Raw genomic sequence first — 21863 nt, forward strand, 5'->3', positions numbered from 1 at the left:
AATTGTGGGTTGCTTACAAAAGAGAACTTATACTACGAGACGAACATGATCAAAGTTGCCGTTTTGGACGATTATTGCGACACCGCCCGCGGGGCGGCGAACTGGTCCGTGCTCCCTGAACGAGCAACACTGACCGTTTTCAATCAGCCAATTGCCCAGTCTAAGGCTGTTGAGGTTCTCCAACCGTTCGATGTACTCTGCACGCTGCGCGAACGGATGCCGCTGCCTGGAAGCTTGTTGCGTCAACTCTGCAATCTCAAGCTGATCGTCACCGTGGGAACGGACATCACCAACCTTGACAGGTCTGTAGCAAGCGAGATGGGCATCACCGTCATCTCAACCAGTATGCAGCATCCGGACGCCGACCTAGCGGCGTTGATGAACTCGACGCCCGAGCTGACTTGGGGATTGATGATGGCAGCCATGCGCCACATCGCGGAAGAGGATCGAAATATCCGTCAGGGTGGCTGGCAATCTACTCTAGGAATGCCTCTCGCGGGTCGTACCCTAGGGCTTCTAGGCTTCGGCAAGGTCGCAAAGCGCATGGCTCACTACGGGCGAGCATTCGACATGAACGTCATTGCATGGAGTCCCAGCCTGACGCCCGAGGCTGCACATGCCGCCGGAGCCCGGCGTGTGGAACGGAATGAACTCTTCCAGGAGGCCGACATCCTCTCGATCCATGTTACCCTCAACGATGAAACCCGAGGCTTCGTTGGTAGCGATGAGTTCGCCCTGATGAAGCACGGATCCTATCTGATCAATACCTCTCGCGGTCCCATCATCGATGAGAATGCGCTTCTGGCGGCACTCCGGGCGGGAACGATTGCCGGGGCGGGGCTGGATGTCTTCGATGTCGAGCCATTGCCCGTCGACCATCCCCTGCGAGGCATGCCGAACGTGACCCTCACTCCGCATCTCGGATACGCGACCCGTCCCATGCTGGAGGCTATGTTCCATGGAATGCCCGCAGTCATCGCGGACTTCTTCGCCGCGGGCAGATAGCCATCGAGGCTCTGGCCCATGACGATCAGAACAGGAAACGCTTCTGAAGGAGCTCAGTCATTCCATGACGAACCAGACGGCCACCGTTATAGGAGCTACGGGCCTCGTTTGACGCTCCATGGTTGACCAGCTTGCTTCTGCCTCTCATGTGGCCAAGGTCGTCACGCTCATGCGACGACCTGCTCCCCATGTATCGCCAAAGGTCAGCGACCGCGTCATCGAATTCGAGGACATGGAGAGGTTCGCATCCCTCTTTGAAGGGCTCTGTCGCGAATTCTGGTTGAAGTTGAAGGAAGTAATGGAACGTCGCTCTGCGTCAGGCGGCGAGTTGCTTGAACTGCTCCGCGCGAGAGATGTAGATTACAGGCGTACTTCGCCTGTCCCTTGCGCATCATGTGAATCATCTCGAGCCCGCCCAGGATAGCTCGAGCGGACACCAGCGACTTGAACCCGAGCATCGGCCGCACCCACCTTTTGATGGCCCAATGATCCTGCTCGATGCGATTGTTCAGGAAGGCACTTTGACGGATTCGGATCGGCTTCAGGCTGCGCCTTGACCGATCCTGGAGCCGGCTTTCCGTGTCGCAGCTCAGAATGGCCTCTCTGTCTGGCTGCCATCGATGACGATCCGCTGCGGACGGCCATGCCGCTTCAGCGCCTTGAGCAGGAACCGTTTCGCGGCGGCCAGATTGCGCCGCTCGCTGAACCAGAACTCAATGGTGTCGCCGCCGCTGTCAATCGCGCGGTACAAGTACATCCACTGCCCACGGACCTTGATATAAGTCTCGTCGATATGCCACTTCCGGCTCACAGGACGCTTGCGCCGACTGAACTGCTCCAGGGGCCGTCTCACGGTCTGGTTCTCTGAGGAGGCGATCGCCGCCTGGCGGGCCGAGCCTCGAAGGACACGGGGTGGTCAACCACACTACTCGGCTCTTGCGGTCCGGACGGCGTTGACGCTCCGGGCGATGTTTTGGCTGGCGTTGCGCCAAACCGAAGGACTGATCGGTTCGCTCCTCCAGCTCCGGGGCCTCGATCTGGCAGTGCCCGATCACTCGACCCTGAGCCGACGCGCCGAGATCCTGGGGCCCAAAGTTATCTCCAAGCTCGAGAGGACCCGTTCACCTGCCGGTGGACAGCACGGGCCTGCGGCTCTGTGGACCCGGCGAGTGGCTGGTCGAGAAGCATGGGACCCGGAGGCGCCGGTCCTGGCGCAAACTGCACATCGGTGTCGACGCTCAGACCGGGCAGATCCTCGAAGCTGACGTGATCGTCCCACCCCGATCAACGGCGGTGCCGAGCGACATGGCAGAGAGCACTCCGACCCAGCGCGACCGGCATCTCCAAAGCATCGCCGGGCATGGACGCATGAACTGGCAGAAGCGGTCCGAGTACACGCGTCGAGCGCTGGTAGAGGCATCCATAAGTCGGCCCAAACGAGTGATTGGAAATGCCTTGCGCTCGCGGACGGAACCCCGCCGCGCCACTGAGGCCGCCATTGCAGTTCAGACCTTGAACCGGATGCTCGAGCTTGGGCGCTCGACGTCCATACGCATCACTTGAACAATGACGTAGGGTCGCCTGAGTGCGCCCTCTGGTCGACCCGTGCAACACAGCCGCTTGACGCCGCCGCTCCGGCAGCCCTAAACTGTATTCTGTCGACGGTCGGCGGGTTTATCAAGCCTTTCGCATTAAAATCGCCTCGGAACTGACCGCATGAGCAAACTTGTCTTCGAAACTGTACGCAGGGCACCGCCTCTCGCCGAGCAGATCTACACAACCCTCCGGCAACAGCTGCGTCGTGGCGCCTTTTCGATGGGCGAGCGCCTCGGCGACGCGGCGCTCGCGAAGACGTTGGCGGTCTCACGTGCCCCAGTGCGTGAAGCGCTCTCGCGCCTTGTCGCCGACGGTCTCCTCGAAACCGGTAAGGGTGGGTTCCAGATCCCTGTTCCGACCGTGAAGAGCATGGAAGAGGTCTTCGACGTGCGCTCGCTCCTGGAGCCGCCCGCCGCTTCACGCGCTGCACAGGCTTTGACCCCGTCTGCGGAGGCAGCACTGGACGAAGCCCTTAAGGCTGCACGCAATGCCGTGGCACAGGGCGACGAAGCAGGCTTCCTGGCCGCGAATTATCTCTTTCGGTCGGCCTGGATCGACTGTGTCCCGAACCTGCGCCTTCGCGACACCATCCTGCGTTTCGACGACCAGGCGGGGCTCGTCAGGCGGGCGACGCTCGTCCTGCCCGCTGCACGAGAGGAGGCCTTGCAATTGCTTGAGCAATGGACCGAGGCTTTCCACCGTCGGGATTCCCGCGCCGCAGGCGATTTCGCCTTGGCCTTCATCACCGCCGCATCACGTTATTTTCGCGAGCTTGCCGAACGCGAAGAAGTCTTCCGTAGCGTCACCTCCGTCCCCTCGGCCTAACACCTTCCTGATGGAGCCTTCGATGACAACGCACATGTCGCACCCCATGCACGGTCCAAACAAGTTCAAGCTCGGCGTCTTCTCCATGAATGCGGACGGGGGTCTGACCTTGACGAAGGTTCCTGAGCGCTGGCCCGCGCGCTGGAGCGAAATCACCGAAGTCGCCCGTATGGCGGATCGGGCAGGCCTTGAATTCCTGCTGCCCATCGCGCGCTGGAAGGGTTTCGGCGGTGAAATGAACAGCCGTGAATGGTCGTATGAAACGCTCACATTTGCGGCGGCGCTGGCGGGCGTGACGGAGCGCATCGCCGTGTTCTCAACGGTGCATGTGCCGATGGTCCATCCGGTCTTTGTGGCCAAAGCTCTGGCGACCGTTGATCATGCATCCAACGGACGCGCCGGCCTCAATATTGTTTGCGGCTGGAACCCGGAAGAATTTGCGATGTTCGGTCTGGACATGATCGAGAACCGCTATGAGCAGGGGCTCGAATGGTTCGAGATCGTCCAGCGCATCTACACGGCAACCGAGCCGTTCGACTTTGAGGGCAAGTTCTACAAGCTCAAGAATGTATCGGGGCAACCCGCGCCCGTGCAGCGCCCGCGCCCTGTCACTCTCAACGCAGCCTTTTCCCCGCCGGGCCGCGACTTCGCGGCGCGTGCGGCCGACTTCCTGTTCACAACTTTCACCGAGATCGAAAAGGGAAGGGAGCCTATCGGGGACATGAAGCGCCGCGCGCTCGAGCAGGGGCGTGATGTGGGCGTCTATACGACCTGTCATGTCGTCTGCCGTCCGAGCCAAGCCGAGGCGGAGGACTATTACGAGTTCTACGCCTCGACGATGGCCGATCAGGCCAGTGTCGATCACTACATGGGCCAGAAGGAGAAGTTCGCCCACTCCCACGAGGCCGACGCCTATCGCCTCCACCGTAAGCGCTTCGCTGGCGGCGCGGGAACCTATCCGCTAATCGGAACGCCCGAGCATATTGCCGAGGAGATGGTACGCATGAGCGAAGTGGGCTTTGCCGGCACCACGATCTCATTCGTCAACTTCAAGGATGAACTTCCCTACTTCCTTGAGAACGTGCTGCCGCTCCTTCAGAGGGCCGGGCTGCGGGTTGCGTGAGGAGAGACGCATGAATGTCCTCGACAATTCCCTTCTCGACGAGGGCAATCCTGCCTTCGACCAGAGAGCATTCCGGCGGGCCTTGGGGCAGTTCGGCACCGGGGTGACGGTGATCACCACGAAGGCCGGTGAAGAACTCGTCGCCATCACGGCCAATTCGTTCTCTTCGGTTTCCCTCGATCCTCCCATGGTCCTCTGGTCGCTTCGGAGGGAATCGCGCAACCTTGTGGCCTTCCAGCAGTCGGAACGCTTCGCGATCAACATTCTGGCGGCGGATCAGATCGAGCTGGCGGGCCACTTCTCTAGGTCGACGACAGACAAGTTCGCCTCTCGCTCTTGGCGGGAGGGGATCGATGGGCTTCCTCTTATCGACGGAAGCGCGGCGCAGTTCGAATGCCGCCGAGTCGCTCAATACGAGGGTGGTGACCACATCATCTTCCTCGGCGAAGTGGACTATTTTCGCTGCTTCGACAGGGTCGGTCTCCTGTTTGCGCAAGGGCGCTATGCGCTTGCTCTCGACCATCCTGGCCCGCCCTCCGATCTTCCTCTCCAAGTCACGGCGCATCCCCGGGACGACTTTTTCCTTCCGCTGCTGGTGCGTAGCTATGCCTATCTGTCTGGTGCCTTCGCCGAGCACCGCGATGCTGAAGGAGTCGACACCAACCAGTCCCGCGTTCTAGCCTTCCTAGCGACCCGCGCTGGCGCTTCTGCTGAGATCATCGCCCGCATGACATTCCTGGGCGAGGCGGCTGTCGAGGACTCGATTGCGAAGCTGGTCGGCATGGGATGGGTCGCCCCGCGGCCGCCCGGCACGTTGGCCATTACCAAGGAGGGACTCGAGGGCATGCACCGCATCCTTGAACGGGCCCATCGGTTCGAGGAGGAGCAAGTGGCGGACCTCGACCCTGCGGACGTGGCTGCGACGCGACGCGTCCTGCTTGCCCTGGCGTCTCGAGGGGGACACTGAGCGAGCGCTGTCTGGCGCGAACAGACAGCGCGCTTTCAGCGGACCGTCAAAACGATCTTTCCCCGTACGTGACCCTCGTCGGACAGCTTCTGGGCTTGCGCGAACTCTTCGAAGGGAAGAACCTTCTCCACCGTGGCGCGCACCACGCCGGCGGCGCTCCTGTCGACGATCCCCGCCAAAGCATTTCTGCTCGGCAGGACCTGCGCCATCTGCACCTGTACCCCGAACTCCTCACCGCGATCTTCGATGGGCTCGGCATTGAGGTAGACCAGCTTGCCGCCGCGGCGCAGGACTGGATAACTGCGCCGGTGCACCTCTCCTCCAAGAAGGTCGAAAACGACGTCGAGATTTTCGACACAGTCTTCGAAGCGAGCCTCATTATAGGCAACAACTCGCGAGGCACCGAGGGACCTCACGTATTCCACATTGCGTGAGGAACAGGTGGCCGTGACCTCCGCTCCTATGGACTTCGCCAGCTGCACAGCCAAGCTGCCGACTCCTCCCGCAGCCGCATGGATCAGAACACGCATGCCTGGTTCGAGTGCCGCGGTCTCAACGAGGCCAATCCAGGCGCTCGTGCCGGCAAGCGGCAAGCTCGCCGCTTCAACGAACGTCATGGCATCGGGGATGGGAACGGCAAGACCAGCGGGCAGCGCCAGTTCCTCCGCCCATGTGCCCATGCCACGGGGAGCCATGAAGCAGACCCGCCTTCCGACGAGATCGGCAGCGACGCCTGCCCCGACCTGTCTGACGATCCCGGCTCCATCGCGCCCGGTTATGGCAGGAAAAGCTCCCGGCATTGGCTTCAGGCGGCCGGAACGGATCTTTCCGTCGACGGGATTGACGCTCGCCGCGTGGACCTCGACGAGCACGTCGCCGGGGCCGCATTCGGGCGATGGCCTCGTCGACATCATGAGAACCTCGGGTCCGCCATATTGGGTGTATTCGATCGCTCTCATGGTCACGCACCCACCGCCGATCGGGGCCGGTCTTCGGGAGACCAATCCGTATCCGCGTCGTCGGGCGGAACAGAGGCAAGCAACGTCCGCGTGTAGGGATGCTGAGGTGAGGCGAACACGTCCTCGGTTCGGCCGCTTTCAACGACCTCTCCGCGATGCATGACCAGAACCCGATCGCACAGATAACGGACGACAGAGAGGTCATGGGAGATGAACAGCATCGCGAAGCCACGCTCCTCCCGCAGGCGGAGCAGCAGGTCGAGCAGCTGCGCCTGCACGGACACGTCTAGGCCTGATACGATCTCGTCAGCCACGAGAACCCGCGGGACAGCGCACAGGGCGCGAGCGATGTTGACGCGCTGCTTCTGGCCGCCTGAAAGCTGTGATGGGAAGCGCAGGGCCGTCTCCGGCGCAAGGCCGATTTCTGCCAGGAGCTCACGAGCTCGCTCAAGCTGCTCGCGGCTGCCTCCGCGGTTTCCTGCAGCCTCAATGGCTTGGGTGACGATGCTGGCCACGCGACGGCGCGGGTTCAGGGCTGATTGAGGATCCTGGAACACCATCTGGACGAGGCCGCGGCGGAAAGCCTTATCCTCTGCTCTGTTGGCGGTCACATCACGCCCTGCCAAGGTTATCTTGCCCTCGGTCGCCTGTTCGAGGCCGACCATAAGCCGCGCCAGCGTGCTCTTGCCGCTCCCGCTTTCCCCGACGATCCCGACGAACTCGTTCTCGTGCAGGGAGAAGGACACGTCCTTGACCGCGCGAAATTCGGTTGCCTTGCGGAACAGCCCCGGTTTGGAGGAGAAGGATTTGGAGACGTTCTCGACCTGCAGGAGCGGAGCGCCCGAGACCCCGCTGCGCACGGTCGCTGCCGCGGGAGGCACGATAGTCGGTGTCGCCGCCGGGCGAATGCAGGCCGTGATGTGGCCGGGACCCACATCGACGAAGGGGGGGTCCTTGACCCTACATTCGGTAATCGCGACAGGACATCGGGAAGCAAAGCGACAGCCGGTGAGCTCCTTGAGCATTCGCAGGCCTGGCATGCGTTCGGGAAGAACGAACAGGCCCCGGCGCGCGCCACTCATGTTGGGATTGGCGAGCTGCAGGGAGCGTGTATAGGGATGTGTCGGAGCGGAAAACAGTTGCCGCGCCGGGCCACGCTCGGCTGGCCGGCCCGCGTAGAGTACCAGGATCTCGTCGCAGATCTGTGCAGCGAGCCTCAGGTCGTGGGTGATGAAGATCACGGAAGTCCCGTCGCGTCGTTGCATCCCGGCGATGAGCTTGACGATGCGCGCTTGGATCGTCACGTCGAGCGCGGTCGTCGGTTCGTCGGCGACGAGCAGGCGAGGGCGGCTGGCAAATGCCATTGCGATCAGGACGCGCTGGCACATGCCGCCGGAGAGTTGGTGCGGGTACTTGTCGAGAAGCTCCGCTCCGTGGGGAAGGTGAACCGACTCGAATGCTTCCACAGCATGCGTCCGCCACTGGCCAGGGGACGTGTGTCCGATCCGGCCGAGGTGCTCCCGCATTTGCTGGCCGACGGTCAGGACCGGGTTCAGGGCGGACAGCGGCTCCTGGGGGATGAAGGCAATGTCGCGTCCGAGCAGGCTGCGACGCTGGTCGGGCTGCATCCTCACCAAGTCCTGCCCTGCGAAATCTAAGCTTCCACTCGTAACGGAGAAGCCACGTGGAAGGTACTGGGCGATGGTTCGCCCGATCATGGACTTGCCGGCGCCGGATTCGCCGACGAGCCCCAGCACCTTTCCCGGGTGCAGATCGAAACTTAGGTCCGAAATGACCGGAAAGGAGCCATTGCCTGTCATGGCGCCAACGGACAGGTTACGGGCTGCGAGAAGGCTCGTGGTCATGCGCGCTCCGTTTGACTCAGGCGGGTGTCGAGCGTCCTCCGAAGCCCGTCGCCCAGAACATTAAAGCCGAACACCGTGATGAAGATGGCGAGGATTGGGCAAACCAGATTCCACGGCGCCTGGTAGATGTTCTGGCGTGCATCAGCGATCATCTGACCCCAGGTAGGGATCTCCGACCCCACGCTCATCCCTACGAACGACAGGATGGCTTCCACGATCACCGCTACACCCATCTCAAGGCTCATGAGGGTAATCAGGAGAGGCAGCGTCGCAGGCACGATCTCGCGTGTGACGGTGCGCCAGTGCGAGAACCCGAGGAGGCGGGCTGCGGCGACATAGTCTTTGCGCGTGACCACGAGGACCTCGCTTCGCAGAACTCTGCAGAAGCGGGTCCAGTCGACGAGGACAATAGCCAGGATGACATTCTGCAGGCCGGTGCCGAGGCCGACCATCAGGATGAGAGAGAGGATGACTGGCGGAAACGACAGCCATACGTCGACGACCCGCCCGATGAACCAGTCAATCCAGTCACCGAAGTAGCCGGCCACATGGGCGAGGATTGCCCCGAGGCTCATGGCTCCGAGGGAGGCGACCACTGCCACGGTGAGAGCGATGCGAGCGCCAAAGATCATCCGGGAGAGAACACAACGGCCAAGGCTATCGGTCCCTAGCGGGAACATCGGGTCACCCCCCTCTGCCCAAGCTGGCGGGAGCAGCATTGCGATGAGGTTCTGCTCCGAGGGATCGTTCGGAGCCAGGTAGGGCGCGAAAATGGCGCACAAGACGATGAAGAGGATAATCGTCAGTCCAAGGACGACGCGGCCGGACTTCAACCAGGCAGGCGTTGCTCTCATGGTCAGCGCACTCTCAGCTTGGGATTCAGGATCAGGTACAAGCTGTCCACCGCGATGCTGATGATCAGCACAACAATGCAATAGGTGAGGCCGACCGTCTGGATAATGGGAAGATCCGCGTTGCGGATCGCGTCGACCATCAGGTTCCCCATGCCGGGATAGGAGTAAATCACCTCTACGAGGAGCGTTCCACCGAACAGGAATCCGAACTGCACGCCCATGAGGCTCAAGGTGGGCAGGATGGCGTTCTTGAGCGCGTGGCGGATGAGGATGCGCCGCTCCGACAAACCGCGCAGGCGCGCCTGCTGGATGTAATCGTCCTGGTAGACGTCGAGAAGACTCGACCTCAGCACCCGCATGATTGAAGGAGAAAAGGAAATGCCGAGGGCGAAGCACGGCAGGATCATGTGCTTCAGAGCATCCCAGAACACCGCAAACTGTCCGGTGATCAGTGAATCGAAGAGCAGGAACCCAGTGACCATCGGCCTGTCGAAGCCGGGACTTAAGCGGCCCGTGAAGGGCAGGAGCTCAAAGGCGACGCCGAAGAGCAAGATCAGGAACAAACTCCAGAGAAACTCCGGCAGCGAAAGAAGCACAATCGAGCCGAAGTCGAGGGCAGTTTCCGAGTGGGTTGCGCGCCTATGAAACATCAAGAGGCCACCTGAGATGCCGATCACGGACGCAACGATCATTGCGAGAAGCGCCAGCTCGATGGTGGACGGCAGTGTATCCTTGATGAGGGTGGAAACATCCTTGCGAAAATGGATCGAGCTCCCAAAATCACCATGCAGGACCTGCGAGAGCCAGATGACGTATTGCTGGAAAAGCGGAAGATCCAAACCCATCTCGCGCCGCTTGGCGTCGATTTCATCGAGCGTTGCATTTGGAGGTAATGACATCGCGGCCGGATCGACCGGCAGGATGCGGAGGATCATGAAGAGCAGCGCGGAGACGACAAGCAGAATCGGTATCGTAATGAGCAGCCGCTTCCCCAGCAACTTGGCGATGGTCGGCAGCATGGGACGTCCCTTTTCTTAGGAGCCGTGGGCCGAGCGCCCGACGAAGCGTCGCCGGGCTCTGCGGAAGTGATGATCGAACAGTCAGGTCGATCAGGCTATGACCACTTCATTGTGTTGCCGAGAATCCAACCGTTCCCATATTTCGTAAACGAGAGGTTCTTCTTGCGAACGATGGTCTGCACGCTCTGCAGCAGCGGCATGGCTGAGCCGGTTGCCACGGCTTCCTTGTTAATCGCCTGATAGGCAGCGATGCGCTTCTCGTAAACCGGCTCGTTGAACAGAGCCAGAATTTTTTCTCCGATTTCCGGGCCCTTCCAAGCGGAGAAGGGCATCTTCGGATTCAGAAGATAGCCCGCGAAGATCTCCGGATCGCCTGTGGCATTATCCCACGAATAGAGCGTCGCTTCAGGAAGCTTGTTGCCGCGGTTGAGCTCGAAGTACTTGGCGTACTCGATTGTCTCCAGCTCGGCATCAATCCCGACCTTCTTCCACATCTGCGCGATGGCTCGAGCGATGTCATAGTCGCTGGGGAAGTGCCCGTTCGTGACGGCAAGCTTGAGCTTTACTGGCTTTTCCGAAGAGAAACCGGACTTGGCGAGCAACTCCTTGGCTTTGTTGACGTCGTACGCGAAGGTGAAGTCCTTGACATACCCAGGAGTGCCGGGTGTTGCCACGACCGACAGCGGTACCGCGGCTCCACCGTAGAACGCTTTCGAAAGCGCCGCTTTGTCTATGGCGTGATGCGCCGCAAGCCGCACATTGGGGTCGGCAAAGGCGAGATCGTTGCGGATCTGCATCAGGATCACGCGGGTGATCGGAAGATTCTCGGCGGACAGCTTGGGGTCCTTGCCGAGGCGTTCGACCTCGCGGACCGGAATGCCGATGGTCAGGTCGATCTGGCCGGACTGGATGGCGGCGATGCGGGCGGACGCGTCCTTGATGATGTCAAAGGTAATGCGGCGGATCGCTGGCTTAGGTCCCCAGTAATTGTCGTTGCGCTCGAGGACTATCCGGGAGTTGAGCTGGTACTCGACAAGCTTGTAGGGGCCCGTACCGATCGGCTTTTCGCGGAAGGCTTCAGGACCAACCGCCTCCATATACTTCTTCGGCACGATGAAGCTGCCCATAAACGCCAGCCATTGCGGCGCCGTCGGAGCAGGAGAGCTGAACTTGATAACGCCTTTTGTCGGGGATGCGATCTCAATCTCTGCGATGTGGCGCCAGGAATTGGCTATGTCGAGCTTATGGCCAGCCTTGATCCGCTCGAAGAAGGTGTAGCGGAAGTCCTCCATCGTCATCTTCTCGCCATTGTGGAAGACGACGTCATCGCGGATCTCGATTGGCATGCTGAGACCGTCAGGCGCAAGCTCCCATTTGGTGATCAAGCTTGGGATGATCTCGAGCGTTGGGCTTTGGTCGAGAGGCTGATCAAACACCATTTTGAAAATAGGTTGCGCGTCTGGCGTGAACCGCTGGTTGGGATCCCAAGAGGGAACGTCGGATGGCCAGCCGATCGTGACGGAATCGGCTACCTGCGCCCAGGCAGCCGAAGGCCCAGCGATCAACTGTCCACCGACCGCACTGAAAGCCAGCATTTGAAGTAGATTTCTGCGTTTGATCTCGAATGTCATGTCTTCCCTCTTTGTTGGCCCTCCCGATCCATTGTGACTTCGGTTGGGCTGTTTATTGTAGCTACATGGCAGCTTCTCTGCTCTTATCGGTGACGTCTTGGAGCAAGTCGATCTTATCCGATCGATGTTTTTCGCAAATACAACCTGACCCGGAGACGTTTGCTTCCACCTTACTTGAGTCCCAGAAAGTATCTATTGTCGTAGCAACACATCGTTTGCTGAGCTTATTCCCGCTGCTTGCTCCTTCTTGCCCCCGCTGCCAAAGCGCTAGCCGTGTAATCGGCGGCGCTGCATAAGGAAGTGGGAGTTGCGTCCCGAGAACGGAGGAAACTCTCGGAAATGCTCGCGCAGTTCCTCTCGGACTGGGGATTGCATGGCGCCATTGAAATCATCGACGCTGTCGAATACGACTTCGTTGCCAATTAGGTAATCGAGTCTCGGCCATTTGGAGCAAACCAGATCCGGCCTTGGGAAGTAGCACATGATCGACCGAATGCTTGGCAGCTTCGCCTGCGTTGGCGGGTGACTGCTGACATAGTTTTCGATGAAGGCGGCCTCGTCCTCCGCTGGCCTATAGTAGCGCACAACATAGGAAATAGGAGCGGTCAGAACGCTTGCGGTTGCTCTCCCGTCCCACCCGTAAAAGACACGCTCGAACGCACTGACCGTCGCCTCGAAGCCGGCCGGCAGCGCCTCCAGCACTTCTGTGAACGACGCAGCATTCATCGCCTGTTGCAGCGCGGCGTCGCTTTCGAACTCTAGGATTGCTATGAGAAGCGGATTCGATTCCTGGTGGTTGTAAGGATCGCGGCTCTTCTCAGACGCTGGCTCGTAGACATCGAGCGACCGCAATTGCGGCAGCACGATCCAATGCACCGACGCCACCGCAGCAAGCCACTTGTTGAGCGCGGGATGCGCAGCCTCGTCGCCTATGACGGTAATTTCGCAGATCCAGGACATGTCAACTCCTCCTCCGCGGCAACCTGTCCCCGCGCACCCGCGGCTCGGAATTGCTTTAACCTTAAAATGTTCCTGTTCCTGACCCCGCGTCAAGCGGAATGACGCGACTTGTATCCAGAAAACGTCCTTCAGGCGCCATTCCCCGTTGAGCAGCAGATCGAAGGCGTGAGGCCCTGCAGGCCTGTCAAAGCTGCCGACCATTACAAAACAGATATGTTTTCAATAAGATAGCTGATGATTGTCACGAACTCTGAAGCTGGGCAGTCAGAAGGGACAGGTTTTAATTGCAGAGCTCTGAAAAAGAATATTGAATACGGTTCTATGGAGTGCGAGCCTTGGCGAGGGAAGCGATGACGGTGGGCCGGATACAGGCTGGGCGTTCCGACAGCCTGCGTCAGCAGATCTACTTGGACCTCCGTGGCAAGCTGCAGCGGGGCGAGATTGGGCCTGAGGAGCGGCTGATCGATGTTGCCATCGCAGAGGCAATGGGCGTGTCGCGCATGCCAGTTCGCGAGGCTCTCCTCCAATTGATGAATGAGGGATACCTTGTTGGCACCACCCGAGGCTTTGCGCTTCCCAAGCTGACCCTGGAGGACGTCACCGATATCTTCGAGGTACGCAAACTGCTCGAGCCCCGTGCCGCAGCCAACGCTGCCAGGGACTTGGCCGAGCGGGAGCACGTGCACCTGAAAGAGGCGCTGTCCCGAGCAAGGCACGCTGTGGCCTCGCAGGACGTCATCGAACTCGCCTTGGCGAACGTGTCGTTCCGGGAGACATGGCTCAGCGGGGTGCGCAACCAACGCCTCGCAGCTACGATCTCGCGTTTCGTCGATCATGTTCAACACGTTCGCTTCGGAACTCTGCACGATCCAAACGTCCAGCCCGTCGTCATAGAAGGGTTGGAAGGACTCTATGACGCCTTCACCCGCCGCGATTCCATTACCGCTCACGACCGCATGGCAGCCTTCATCGCAGAGTCGGAAAAGAGCTTTTTCATCAAGTACCGGAACAGCCCTGTTAACGCCGATGAGCCTGACAGGTGGACCATAAAAGCATAAGGAAGGCGAACATGTTCGAACGGAACGGTCCGGATCTGCGCACGCGCTTGCAGCAGGGTGGACCTGTAGGAGCGTTCTGGTTTTCCCTGGGTTCGCCCAGCCTAGTGGAAGTCTCTCTCGAAGCGCAGCCGGACGTCGTAGTCCTCGATGCGCAGCATGGCTTATGGGATCGCTTGTCGATTGAGCATGCCATCGGGATCGTAGGTTCTCGATCTCCGGTCCTTGTTCGCACAACCGATCACAGCCACGCATCCCTCAGCCAAGCCCTTGACGCCGGTGCTGAGGGCGTGCTCGTTCCTCTGATTGAGACGGCAGAACAGGCGGCGGCAGCGGTCGCCGCGTCCCGCTTCCCGCCACATGGCGAGCGCTCAGGCGGTGGCATCAGGCCGCTCAAGCACAATTTTGCCGCCTATTACACGGTTGCTAACGCGCGTACGGTCGTCGGTGTCATGATCGAAACCGAGCGCGGCGTCCGGAACGCCCGCGCCATCATCGAAACGCCGGGCATTGACTTCGTGCTTATCGGGACCGGCGACCTTGCATTATCCCTCGGCTCGTTTCCGCAGGTCGACCCCCGGCATGAGGAAGCCTGCCGAACCGTACTCGAGGCATGCCGGAGCGCGGGACTGCCGTGTGCGATCTTCACCCCGGACGCCAGTGCCGCAGCGAAGCGGGCGAAAGAAGGCTATGCACTGGTCGTCGTCGCTAACGACATTGATGCGGTCTCCCGCAGCTTCCAGATGGCCTCAGACCAATTCGCCTCCGGTGCTCCAGGGCTGCCGCAAAGGGACTAGATCATGCAGAGCGGACTCTTGGCGGAATTGGCGGACAGCATCGCGAACGGGAGTATTCGCGTTGCCGATTTAACCCAGGCGCTGCGTCCATCTGCGCCTATCGTTCAGCTTCCCTCTTCGTTTGCGCCGTCCAATCCGTTCCGCATTCATGAGTTCTCCCGCAATAATGAGCGTGGCGCGGCTTGGTACTGGAACAACTTTTCATGCGGCGAGCACACCGACACAATTCCCGTGCAGCGCCTGATCGCCCCAGCGGTCGTGATTGATTGCTCGAGGGCGATTGCCGAGAATGAATCGTTCATTCTGGAGCGCGAGCACATCGAGGAGTGGGAGAAAGTTTACGGTCGAACCCGGAAAGGGCATGGGTGCTGATGCGCACGGACTGGTCGAAGCGCGAAAATCCTGCCGCCTTCCTCAACATGCTCGAGGACGGATCTCATTATCCTGGGCCTAGCGCGCGGGCGATCAAGTTCCTGCTTGAACAGCGCAATGTGAATGGCTGGAGCGTCGAGGCAGTTGGCACTGATCAGGGGCAGGCGTTCGCCTTCGAGCCGACCTTCCCGGCTCACGCCCTGATGCATGCCGCGAACCGGTTTGGATTGGCAAGCCTGTGCAACCTCGACCAGTTTCCCCCGACTGGGGCGGTCCATATTACGCCGCCGCCGAAGATTGAGAAGCGATCGGGCAGCCCGCTGCGGGTTTTGGCCCTCGTGGCATCCTGAGGGATCGGGGTGGTCCAGGCTGGACCGATGCCATATGGATATTCTACCTCTACGGCCTTTTGAAGGTTGAGCGCCATGAATGAAGAATTTGCATTGGCTTTGAAAGCAGAACTCGCGGGCGCCGTTGTCTTTGGTGCGGATATCCCGGAGCGGTTCCACGCCGATTGGAGTGGTCTTGCGCCGGTGCGGCCGCTCGCGCTGATCCGGCCGAATAGGACGGAGGAGGTTGCTGCGGCACTGCAACTCTGCAACCGCTTCGGGGTGCCCGTAATTCCACAAGGTGGCCTTACCGGCCTGGCAGGCGGCGCGCAACCTCGCGCGGATGGAGTCGTTCTATCGCTCGACCGCATGACCGGGATCGAGGAGATCGACACTGTCATGGCGACCATGACGGTGATGGCTGGCACGCCGCTCGGCACAATCCAGGCGGCGGCGGAGGAGGCGGGGCTCTTCTTCGGCCTCGATCTCGGTGCGCGCGATTCCTGCACCATCGGCGGCAATCTCGCCACCAACGCCGGTGGCAATCGGGTCATCCGCTTCGGCATGGCGCGGGAGCACGTGCTCGGCCTCGAGGTCGTTCTGGCGGATGGCACCATCGTTCGATCCTTGAACAAGATGCTCAAGAACAATGCCGGATATGATCTCAAGCAGTTCTTCATTGGCTCCGAGGGAACGCTCGGCATTGTCACCCGGGCTGTCTTGCGTCTTCAGGGAAAGCCAGGGGCCATGACCAGCGCTTTTTGCGGCTGCCCGGATTTCGATGCAGTGCTTGCGCTCATGCGATCGGCGCGCCGCCGCATGGGTCCCTCCCTCACGTCTTTTGAAGTGATGTGGCCGAGCTTCTACGACTTCATGACGAAGGGCCTTGCGGAGTTGCGGCGTCCCTTCTCCGAAGCTCACGGTGCGTATGTCCTGATCGAGTCCAGTGGGTTGAACGCCGAGCAGAACACCGAGCTCTTGCAGAGCGTTCTGGCTGATGCCCTAGAGGAAGGGTTCATCTCCGACGCGGTCCTCGCAGCATCAGAGCGGGATGCAAGGGACCTCTGGGCAGTGCGGGAGAGTGTCTCCGAATACAGCCGGCTGATGGGACCGCTGACGGCTTTCGATGTGGGGCTGTCCAGTCATGTCACAGGCGAGTTCGTTCGCGAGATTGAGGCCACCTTCAAGGCACGGTGGCCCGATGCCATCGTCCTGAGTTATGGCCATATTGGAGATAGCAACCTCCATCTCGTGTCCAACATCCCTTCGGCGGGCGATCATCAGCCCCATGACGAAATCGCGGATCTGGTTTACGGGGCCGTTGGCCGTGCAGGCGGCACGATCTCCGCCGAACATGGCATCGGGCTGCTCAAGAAGCCTTATCTCGCCCTCACCCGTACGCCCGAAGAGCTGGCCGTGATGGAGCGTATCAAGCGAGCGCTTGATCCAAACAATATCCTTAACACTGGCAAGGTTCTGTCGGTCTGAGGACAAGGCTCATGGGCAGGCACTACTACTCCGGGCGCAATGTCGAGAAGGCTCTGTCCGTCGAGGACTTGCGCCACATGGCCCAGAGACGTCTGCCTGGATTCGTGTTCGAGTATCTGGAGGGAGGCGCCGAGAACGAGGTCACCCTGAAGAGAAATCGGATGGCCTTTCATCAATTGGAGTTCGTTCCCCGCACCCTGGTAAGAGCTGGCTCGGTCGACGCCTCCAAGTCGATCTTCGGCGGCCGCTCGTCGCTGCCGATCGTTGTTGCGCCGACGGGATTTTGCGGGCTGTTCGCACGGGACGGCGACCTGTGCCTTGCAAACGCCGCTGCGTCGGCGGGCGTTCCCTTTGTGCAGAGCATCGTGTCCAATGCTCGCATCGAGAGCGTCGCCAAGACTGCCGGCCTGCGGCACTGGATGCAAATCTACGTCTTCCGCTCGCCGGCCTTCACGGAACAGGTCGTGGCGCGCGCCCTGGCGGCGGGCTGCGAGGCACTCGTGATCACGACCGATGCAACGGTCTACGGCAATCGCGAGTGGGACCGGCGCAACTATGCAAAGGGCACCAATCCGACCTTCGCCAACAAGCTCGACATTCTGCGGCATCCCCGCTGGATGATGGACGTTCTGGCGAAAGGCATTCCGCCTTTCCAGAACCTGCTGGATTTTCTGCCGCCCGGGCAACGGAAGCTCGCGGATGCAGCGACATGGTCGCGCAATGAGGTCGATCCGGATTTGGACTGGGAGCGCGTTGCATGGATCCGATCTCTATGGCCCCGAAAACTGATCATCAAAGGTGTTCTCTCCATTGATGATGCAGGGAGAGCGCGCGACGTTGGAGCCGATGGGATTGTCTTGACCAATCATGGCGGACGCCAACTCGATGGCACGGTCTCGCCCATGACAGTCCTGCCATCCATTGCAAGGGACTTTCGACAGGACATGACCATCCTGATCGACAGCGGGTTTCGCCGGGGCACGGACGTGGTCAAGGCCCTTGCCCTTGGTGCGGATGCGGTTCTTCTCGGTCGTGCGGCCCTCTACGGCCTTGCAGCGGGGGGCGAGGCAGGAGCGAAACGAGCGCTCACGATCCTAGGAGAGGAGATCCGACGAACGCTTGCTCTCCTCGGACGCCCGTCCCTTTCGCTGCTCGACGATACCTGCCTGAAAAGTGCGCTGTAGCGTCAGCCTCATACCTCGAAATCGCTTCGCAACTTTCCGCGGAAGAAGACAAGTGGTGGGCGGGACGAGTCGATCCTCGTCGCGACGGCTATCCCAATTACGATAGAGACATCGCCACGCTGAATGACATCATCGACCACGCAGTCGAATGCACCGAGAGCCTGTGTAAATACCGGTGCCCCGGTGGTGAGCGTATCCCACTGACCTTCAACGAAGCGGTTGGATCCTGAAAGCCCACCTTTTCCACTGAATGCATCGGCGACAGCATCCATCCCCGCGGGCAGGTAATTCACCGCAAAGTGCCGACTCGACAGAATCGTGGCGAGTGCGCTCGTCTTCTTGTCGACGGACACTAGTACAGTCGGGGGATTGGCGGTCACGTGCGCAGCGGACAATGCCAGAAACCCGGCAGGTCCGAACTCGTCACGAGCGGTCACGATCGTAACGCCGGTCACCCGCTCCGATAACGTTTGCCAGAAGGTCTTGATATCGACTTGGGAGAAGGCGGATTCCTTATCGGCTTCCATTGAATCATGACTCCCTTCCTGGTGAGGATACCATTAGCGGTGACCGGGGTGGGGCGTAACATCGCGCAAGGGAGCGGCCGGCTTCAGACCGACAGTTCCTGAATACCTTGACAGATAAGGTCGACGTCTGCCTCGGTCGTTACGATCCCCGGGGAGAGCCTTATGATCTGGCCGCGCGCGTCGCAAAAGAGGTTGCGGTCTCGCAGTTGGCCCACGAGGGATCGGACATCGACGTGGTCGCCCATCCGGATCATCAAACTTCCACCGCGGCGATCGTCATCAAGCGGGGAAATGATCGTTAACTCTGATGTTTGGGCGTGATCAATGATCCGCCGAACGAGCTTAAGGTTGTGGGCCCTGAGCGTGTCGATCCCAGTGCTCTCGACGAACTGCAACCCGGGCAGCGACGCCACACTCGCCAGGATCGCAGGGGTGCCATGGTCGAATCGGCGCGCGTCCGGCGCATACTCAAAGTCATCCAAACCCCACGAAAACGGATTAGCCTGGCTGAACCAGCCGCGGAACTCCGGCTCGCACTGCTGGAGAATGCTCGGGTTCACGTGGATGATGCCGGCGCCCGATGTGCCGCAGAGCCACTTCAAGGAGGAGGACACGACGAAGCTTATGTCATTGCTCACCTGGAAGGGAGCGATTCCGACGCCCTGGGTGATGTCCACACCCACGAGGCTCCCCATCTCGCGCCCATGCTGAGCGAGCGCTGCTACATCGCATCGGTGCGAGGTTGTCGAGGTCACCCATGTGAGCAGAGCCAAGCCGACACTCTTGTCCCAGTGCGCCATTAAGTCCTCGTCACGGACGTAAGCTTCTCCAGGCCGCAGAGGAACGGTAGCCAATTGGAAGCCGAACCGCTCTGCCAGCTTGGCAAGCAGGAAGTGCAGGCTCGGAAAGCAGTCAGCGGCCACGAGAACGCGGCGACCTTTGAGATAGGATGGCGGAAGCGAGCCGATAAGGCTGAAAAGGGCCGCAGTCACGTTCTCGGCAGTCGTCAGTGTCCCTGGCGCCGCGCCGATGCAACGCTCCCAGTGCTCGATAAAGGTCTGGCGCATGGCGAGCGCCGTCGGCCATTGACCATCATCCTCCGCCGACCACTCCTCGGAGAAGTGTGTCAGAGCCTCGCTCATCGCCCGATTCTTGCCCGGAAAGGTACCGATGGAATGATAAAGGAAATAGCCTGACATATCATGACGTCCATTGTGGAATGCCGGTACCCGGCCTCTCGAGGCAGGAAGCTGGCTTATCGAGCCCGGAGCGGTCCAAGAGATCTCAAGGGCCACCTGCGACGAGACCTTCCAATACCTGCCCGAAACGGTGGATCTCTTCAACGGTATTGTAGTGAACCAGAGAGGCTCTTACGGCGCCACGGTCCATGGCAAGACCCAACCTCGCCATAAGTCGTGGCGCATACATATGTCCATCTCTGATCCCAATGTCGGCGCAGGCCATGGCTTCCGCGATTGATTGTGGCGTGAGCCCGTCGCGATTGAAACAGAATGTCGGGACGCGGCTATACACATGATCTTCATCCACAATGCCGTAAACGGTTGCACCGTTCCTTCTGAGAACCTGCAGCATCGCGCGAGAGAGTAGCGCCTCGTAGTCACGGATAGCTCCCATCGCCGCTATGATGTTCTGGCGCCGCGAGCTGCCCTGCGCGGAGCCGCAGCGACGGCCAAGCTCCTCCAAATAGGATATGGCAGCATTCATGCCCGCCACATTCTCGTAGACGAAGGTGCCAACCTCAATCTTGAACGGCGGCAGGTCGGGGATGAAGTCCTCCCGGAACGTCGGAAGGCGCCTCAGGCTGTCGTAGCGTCCCCACATGAATCCCATGTGAGGTGAGAAATTCTTGTACCCTGAACAGACCAAGTAATCGCAATTCCAGGCTTGGACATCGATTACTCCATGCGGCCCGAAATGAACGCAATCGAGGAACACCTCGGCTCCCGCTGCATGAGCAAGGGCGCCAACGGCCGCCACATCGACCAGGGTTCCGATGGAGTGGGAGGCCACTGTACACGCGACGAGCCTGGTTCTGCTTGAGAGCAACGGCTCCAAATCATCGACATGGAGTCTGCCGTCGTCGCGCATCCGCCACCAGAGGATCCGGGCGCCCGAACTTTCCAGAGCAAGCCATGTGGCGATGTTTGCGTCGTGATCGAGGTCAGTGACGATGATCTCGTCCCGTTCCTGCAGCATTTGACCGATGCCCAGGCTGACGAGACGCATGAACGATGTTGCGTTCATGCCGAATGAGATTTCGGCAGGAGCCTCTGCATTGACCAGAAGGCCAACGCTTTGCCGCGCCTCCGCTATCGCTTGATCGACCGAACGGCTTTTCTGGTAGCGGCCGCCTCTTTGCACGTTATTCTCAATGAGGTGATGGGACACAGCATCCAGAACACCTTGAGGCACCTGTGCGCCGGCCGCATTGTCAAAAAAGATGAAATCGCGACTGCGTTCGAGAGCCGGAAAAAGGCGCCGTATGGCTTCGACCGGGAATGTTTTGCGGTCGGTAAGCTCATAGGCATCCGAGGGCATCAGCAGTTCTCCAGAATTGCGGACCGTACGCACGTCGCATAGGATTAGCGGGCTGCGCGTTGTGCCTTGCTTCGCTCCTCAAGGTGAGACACCAGGCGGACCATGGGCCAAAGCATCGCCAGATAGATGATTGCGGCCCCGATCAGAGGCGTCGGATTCGCCATCATCGCCTGCGCGTCCGTTGCCTGCTTCAGGAGATCAGGCATTGCCACAACGGACGCCAGGGCCGTGTCCTTGAAAATCGAGACACAGTTGCTGGTCTGCGGCGGGACGACCATCCGCAACGCCTGCGGGAGGATGACCTTCCACATGGTAAGGCGAAAGTTAAGCCCCAAGCTGGCAGCCGCTTCGAACTGCCCGCGGGGAACATTTTCAATGCCCGCCCGGCAAACTTCAGCCGTGAAGGCTCCAAGAACGGCTGAAAGCGCAATGGCGGCCGAGGCAAAGGATGACAAGCGGACCCCAACGAACGGGAGCGCATAGTACAACAGGATCAGCACCACCAGAATCGGCGCAGCCCGGAAGATGTCAATGTATCCAATCGCTAGGAGACGAATGGGTTTAGGTGCGTAAAGCCGCAGGAGGCAGAGCAACAACCCCCAGATGCAGCCGCACACAATGGCAACGCTGCCGAGCAACAGCGTATTAGCCAGTCCTCGCAGAAGTATCGGAAAGGCGCTGACGAGAATTTCGCCGTTAAAAAATGTTTCAATCAGACCCATTGGGGGTCACCACACTTTATCAAACC

At 60.2% G+C, this 21863-nt stretch carries 18 protein-coding genes and 3 pseudogenes; 10 read left to right on the forward strand and 11 right to left on the reverse strand.

Annotated features, from left to right (window positions below):
* Window positions 1-45: 45 nt before the first annotated feature.
* Entirely contained in the window at window positions 46-1005 is a 960-nt protein-coding gene (locus NF876_RS16415) for a D-2-hydroxyacid dehydrogenase family protein (RefSeq protein WP_262269861.1), read from the forward strand.
* Window positions 1006-1321: 316 nt separating this feature from the next.
* On the opposite strand, the pseudogene NF876_RS16420 reads toward NF876_RS16415, so the two are convergent.
* Window positions 1322-1846: pseudogene (locus NF876_RS16420) on the reverse strand (IS6 family transposase); the annotation flags it as partial.
* On the opposite strand from NF876_RS16420, the pseudogene NF876_RS16425 reads away from it, so the two are divergent.
* From NF876_RS16425 to NF876_RS16440, 4 genes and pseudogenes are all read left to right on the forward strand, one after another.
* Window positions 1797-2568: pseudogene (locus NF876_RS16425) on the forward strand (IS5 family transposase). The pseudogenes NF876_RS16420 and NF876_RS16425 overlap by 50 nt on opposite strands.
* Window positions 2569-2721: 153 nt before the next feature.
* Window positions 2722-3426 (forward strand): GntR family transcriptional regulator, encoded by a 705-nt coding sequence (locus tag NF876_RS16430; protein WP_262269862.1) that lies wholly within the window; start codon window positions 2722-2724, stop codon window positions 3424-3426.
* 22 nt (window positions 3427-3448) lie between these two features.
* Complete coding sequence (locus NF876_RS16435; RefSeq protein ID WP_262269863.1) at window positions 3449-4549, forward strand: LLM class flavin-dependent oxidoreductase; 1101 nt, start codon at window positions 3449-3451, stop codon at window positions 4547-4549.
* Window positions 4550-4559: 10 nt separating this feature from the next.
* Entirely contained in the window at window positions 4560-5516 is a 957-nt protein-coding gene (locus tag NF876_RS16440; RefSeq protein WP_262269864.1) for a flavin reductase, read from the forward strand.
* A 35-nt stretch (window positions 5517-5551) separates the two neighbouring features.
* On the opposite strand, the gene NF876_RS16445 is transcribed toward NF876_RS16440, so the two are convergent.
* The 6 genes from NF876_RS16445 to NF876_RS16470 all read right to left on the reverse strand — a co-directional run bounded on the left by NF876_RS16445 (window position 5552) and on the right by NF876_RS16470 (window position 12804).
* Window positions 5552-6475: an NADP-dependent oxidoreductase gene (locus tag NF876_RS16445; protein ID WP_262269865.1), complete on the reverse strand. Its 924-nt coding sequence runs from the start codon at window positions 6473-6475 to the stop codon at window positions 5552-5554.
* A 2-nt stretch (window positions 6476-6477) separates the two neighbouring features.
* Complete coding sequence (locus tag NF876_RS16450) at window positions 6478-8340, reverse strand: dipeptide ABC transporter ATP-binding protein (protein WP_262269866.1); 1863 nt, start codon at window positions 8338-8340, stop codon at window positions 6478-6480.
* Entirely contained in the window at window positions 8337-9194 is an 858-nt protein-coding gene (locus tag NF876_RS16455; RefSeq protein WP_262269867.1) for an ABC transporter permease, read from the reverse strand. The genes NF876_RS16450 and NF876_RS16455 overlap by 4 nt, the downstream gene beginning before the upstream one ends.
* A 2-nt stretch (window positions 9195-9196) precedes the next feature.
* Window positions 9197-10213 (reverse strand): ABC transporter permease, encoded by a 1017-nt coding sequence (locus tag NF876_RS16460; RefSeq protein WP_262269868.1) that lies wholly within the window; start codon window positions 10211-10213, stop codon window positions 9197-9199.
* 95 nt (window positions 10214-10308) lie between these two features.
* Window positions 10309-11844 carry an ABC transporter substrate-binding protein gene (locus NF876_RS16465; RefSeq protein WP_262269869.1) on the reverse strand — a complete coding sequence of 512 codons (1536 nt, stop codon included), beginning with the start codon at window positions 11842-11844 and terminating at the stop codon, window positions 10309-10311.
* A gap of 267 nt (window positions 11845-12111) precedes the next feature.
* Window positions 12112-12804, reverse strand: a complete 693-nt coding sequence (locus tag NF876_RS16470; RefSeq protein ID WP_262269870.1) for an EthD domain-containing protein — start codon at window positions 12802-12804, stop codon at window positions 12112-12114.
* Between the two features lie 335 nt (window positions 12805-13139).
* Here NF876_RS16470 and NF876_RS16475 point away from each other — a divergent pair, with 335 nt between their 5' ends.
* The 5 genes and pseudogenes from NF876_RS16475 (at window position 13140) to NF876_RS16495 (ending at window position 18029) form a co-directional block, all read left to right on the forward strand.
* Window positions 13140-13862, forward strand: coding sequence for a GntR family transcriptional regulator (locus NF876_RS16475; RefSeq protein WP_262269871.1), 723 nt, complete (start codon window positions 13140-13142; stop codon window positions 13860-13862).
* 11 nt (window positions 13863-13873) lie between these two features.
* The gene (locus tag NF876_RS16480) at window positions 13874-14656 is read left to right on the forward strand and encodes an HpcH/HpaI aldolase family protein (RefSeq protein WP_262269872.1); all 783 of its coding nucleotides are present in this window, start codon (window positions 13874-13876) and stop codon (window positions 14654-14656) included.
* 3 nt (window positions 14657-14659) lie between these two features.
* Window positions 14660-15378 (forward strand): annotated as a pseudogene (locus NF876_RS16485) (cyclase family protein).
* A 75-nt stretch (window positions 15379-15453) separates the two neighbouring features.
* Window positions 15454-16845: an FAD-binding oxidoreductase gene (locus NF876_RS16490; RefSeq protein WP_262269873.1), complete on the forward strand. Its 1392-nt coding sequence runs from the start codon at window positions 15454-15456 to the stop codon at window positions 16843-16845.
* Between the two features lie 11 nt (window positions 16846-16856).
* A complete protein-coding gene (locus NF876_RS16495; protein WP_262269874.1) occupies window positions 16857-18029 on the forward strand; it encodes an alpha-hydroxy acid oxidase in 1173 nt (390 codons plus the stop codon).
* Between the two features lie 8 nt (window positions 18030-18037).
* Here NF876_RS16495 and NF876_RS16500 read toward each other — a convergent pair whose 3' ends face one another.
* From NF876_RS16500 to NF876_RS16515, 4 genes are all read right to left on the reverse strand, one after another.
* Window positions 18038-18556: a flavin reductase family protein gene (locus NF876_RS16500; protein ID WP_262269875.1), complete on the reverse strand. Its 519-nt coding sequence runs from the start codon at window positions 18554-18556 to the stop codon at window positions 18038-18040.
* An 83-nt stretch (window positions 18557-18639) separates the two neighbouring features.
* Window positions 18640-19755 (reverse strand): aminotransferase class V-fold PLP-dependent enzyme, encoded by a 1116-nt coding sequence (locus tag NF876_RS16505; RefSeq protein ID WP_262269876.1) that lies wholly within the window; start codon window positions 19753-19755, stop codon window positions 18640-18642.
* Between the two features lie 85 nt (window positions 19756-19840).
* Window positions 19841-21115: a cysteine desulfurase-like protein gene (locus NF876_RS16510; RefSeq protein ID WP_262269877.1), complete on the reverse strand. Its 1275-nt coding sequence runs from the start codon at window positions 21113-21115 to the stop codon at window positions 19841-19843.
* A 44-nt stretch (window positions 21116-21159) separates the two neighbouring features.
* Window positions 21160-21837 carry an amino acid ABC transporter permease gene (locus tag NF876_RS16515; protein ID WP_262269878.1) on the reverse strand — a complete coding sequence of 226 codons (678 nt, stop codon included), beginning with the start codon at window positions 21835-21837 and terminating at the stop codon, window positions 21160-21162.
* Between the last annotated feature and the right edge of the window lie 26 nt (window positions 21838-21863).

This window comes from Microvirga yunnanensis (assembly GCF_025460875.1).

Bases quoted from the DNA above. Each gene is read 5' to 3' on its own strand.
- NF876_RS16415 (WP_262269861.1), top strand. From the start codon at position 46: ATGATCAAAGTTGCCGTTTTGGACGATTATTGCGACACCGCCCGCGGG.
- NF876_RS16430 (WP_262269862.1), top strand. From the start codon at position 2,722: ATGAGCAAACTTGTCTTCGAAACTGTACGCAGGGCACCGCCTCTCGCC.
- NF876_RS16435 (WP_262269863.1), top strand. From the start codon at position 3,449: ATGACAACGCACATGTCGCACCCCATGCACGGTCCAAACAAGTTCAAG.
- NF876_RS16440 (WP_262269864.1), top strand. From the start codon at position 4,560: ATGAATGTCCTCGACAATTCCCTTCTCGACGAGGGCAATCCTGCCTTC.
- NF876_RS16445 (WP_262269865.1), bottom strand. From the start codon at position 6,475: ATGAGAGCGATCGAATACACCCAATATGGCGGACCCGAGGTTCTCATG.
- NF876_RS16450 (WP_262269866.1), bottom strand. From the start codon at position 8,340: ATGACCACGAGCCTTCTCGCAGCCCGTAACCTGTCCGTTGGCGCCATG.
- NF876_RS16455 (WP_262269867.1), bottom strand. From the start codon at position 9,194: ATGAGAGCAACGCCTGCCTGGTTGAAGTCCGGCCGCGTCGTCCTTGGA.
- NF876_RS16460 (WP_262269868.1), bottom strand. From the start codon at position 10,213: ATGCTGCCGACCATCGCCAAGTTGCTGGGGAAGCGGCTGCTCATTACG.
- NF876_RS16465 (WP_262269869.1), bottom strand. From the start codon at position 11,844: ATGACATTCGAGATCAAACGCAGAAATCTACTTCAAATGCTGGCTTTC.
- NF876_RS16470 (WP_262269870.1), bottom strand. From the start codon at position 12,804: ATGTCCTGGATCTGCGAAATTACCGTCATAGGCGACGAGGCTGCGCAT.
- NF876_RS16480 (WP_262269872.1), top strand. From the start codon at position 13,874: ATGTTCGAACGGAACGGTCCGGATCTGCGCACGCGCTTGCAGCAGGGT.
- NF876_RS16490 (WP_262269873.1), top strand. From the start codon at position 15,454: ATGAATGAAGAATTTGCATTGGCTTTGAAAGCAGAACTCGCGGGCGCC.
- NF876_RS16495 (WP_262269874.1), top strand. From the start codon at position 16,857: ATGGGCAGGCACTACTACTCCGGGCGCAATGTCGAGAAGGCTCTGTCC.
- NF876_RS16500 (WP_262269875.1), bottom strand. From the start codon at position 18,556: ATGGAAGCCGATAAGGAATCCGCCTTCTCCCAAGTCGATATCAAGACC.
- NF876_RS16505 (WP_262269876.1), bottom strand. From the start codon at position 19,755: ATGTCAGGCTATTTCCTTTATCATTCCATCGGTACCTTTCCGGGCAAG.
- NF876_RS16510 (WP_262269877.1), bottom strand. From the start codon at position 21,115: ATGCCCTCGGATGCCTATGAGCTTACCGACCGCAAAACATTCCCGGTC.
- NF876_RS16515 (WP_262269878.1), bottom strand. From the start codon at position 21,837: ATGGGTCTGATTGAAACATTTTTTAACGGCGAAATTCTCGTCAGCGCC.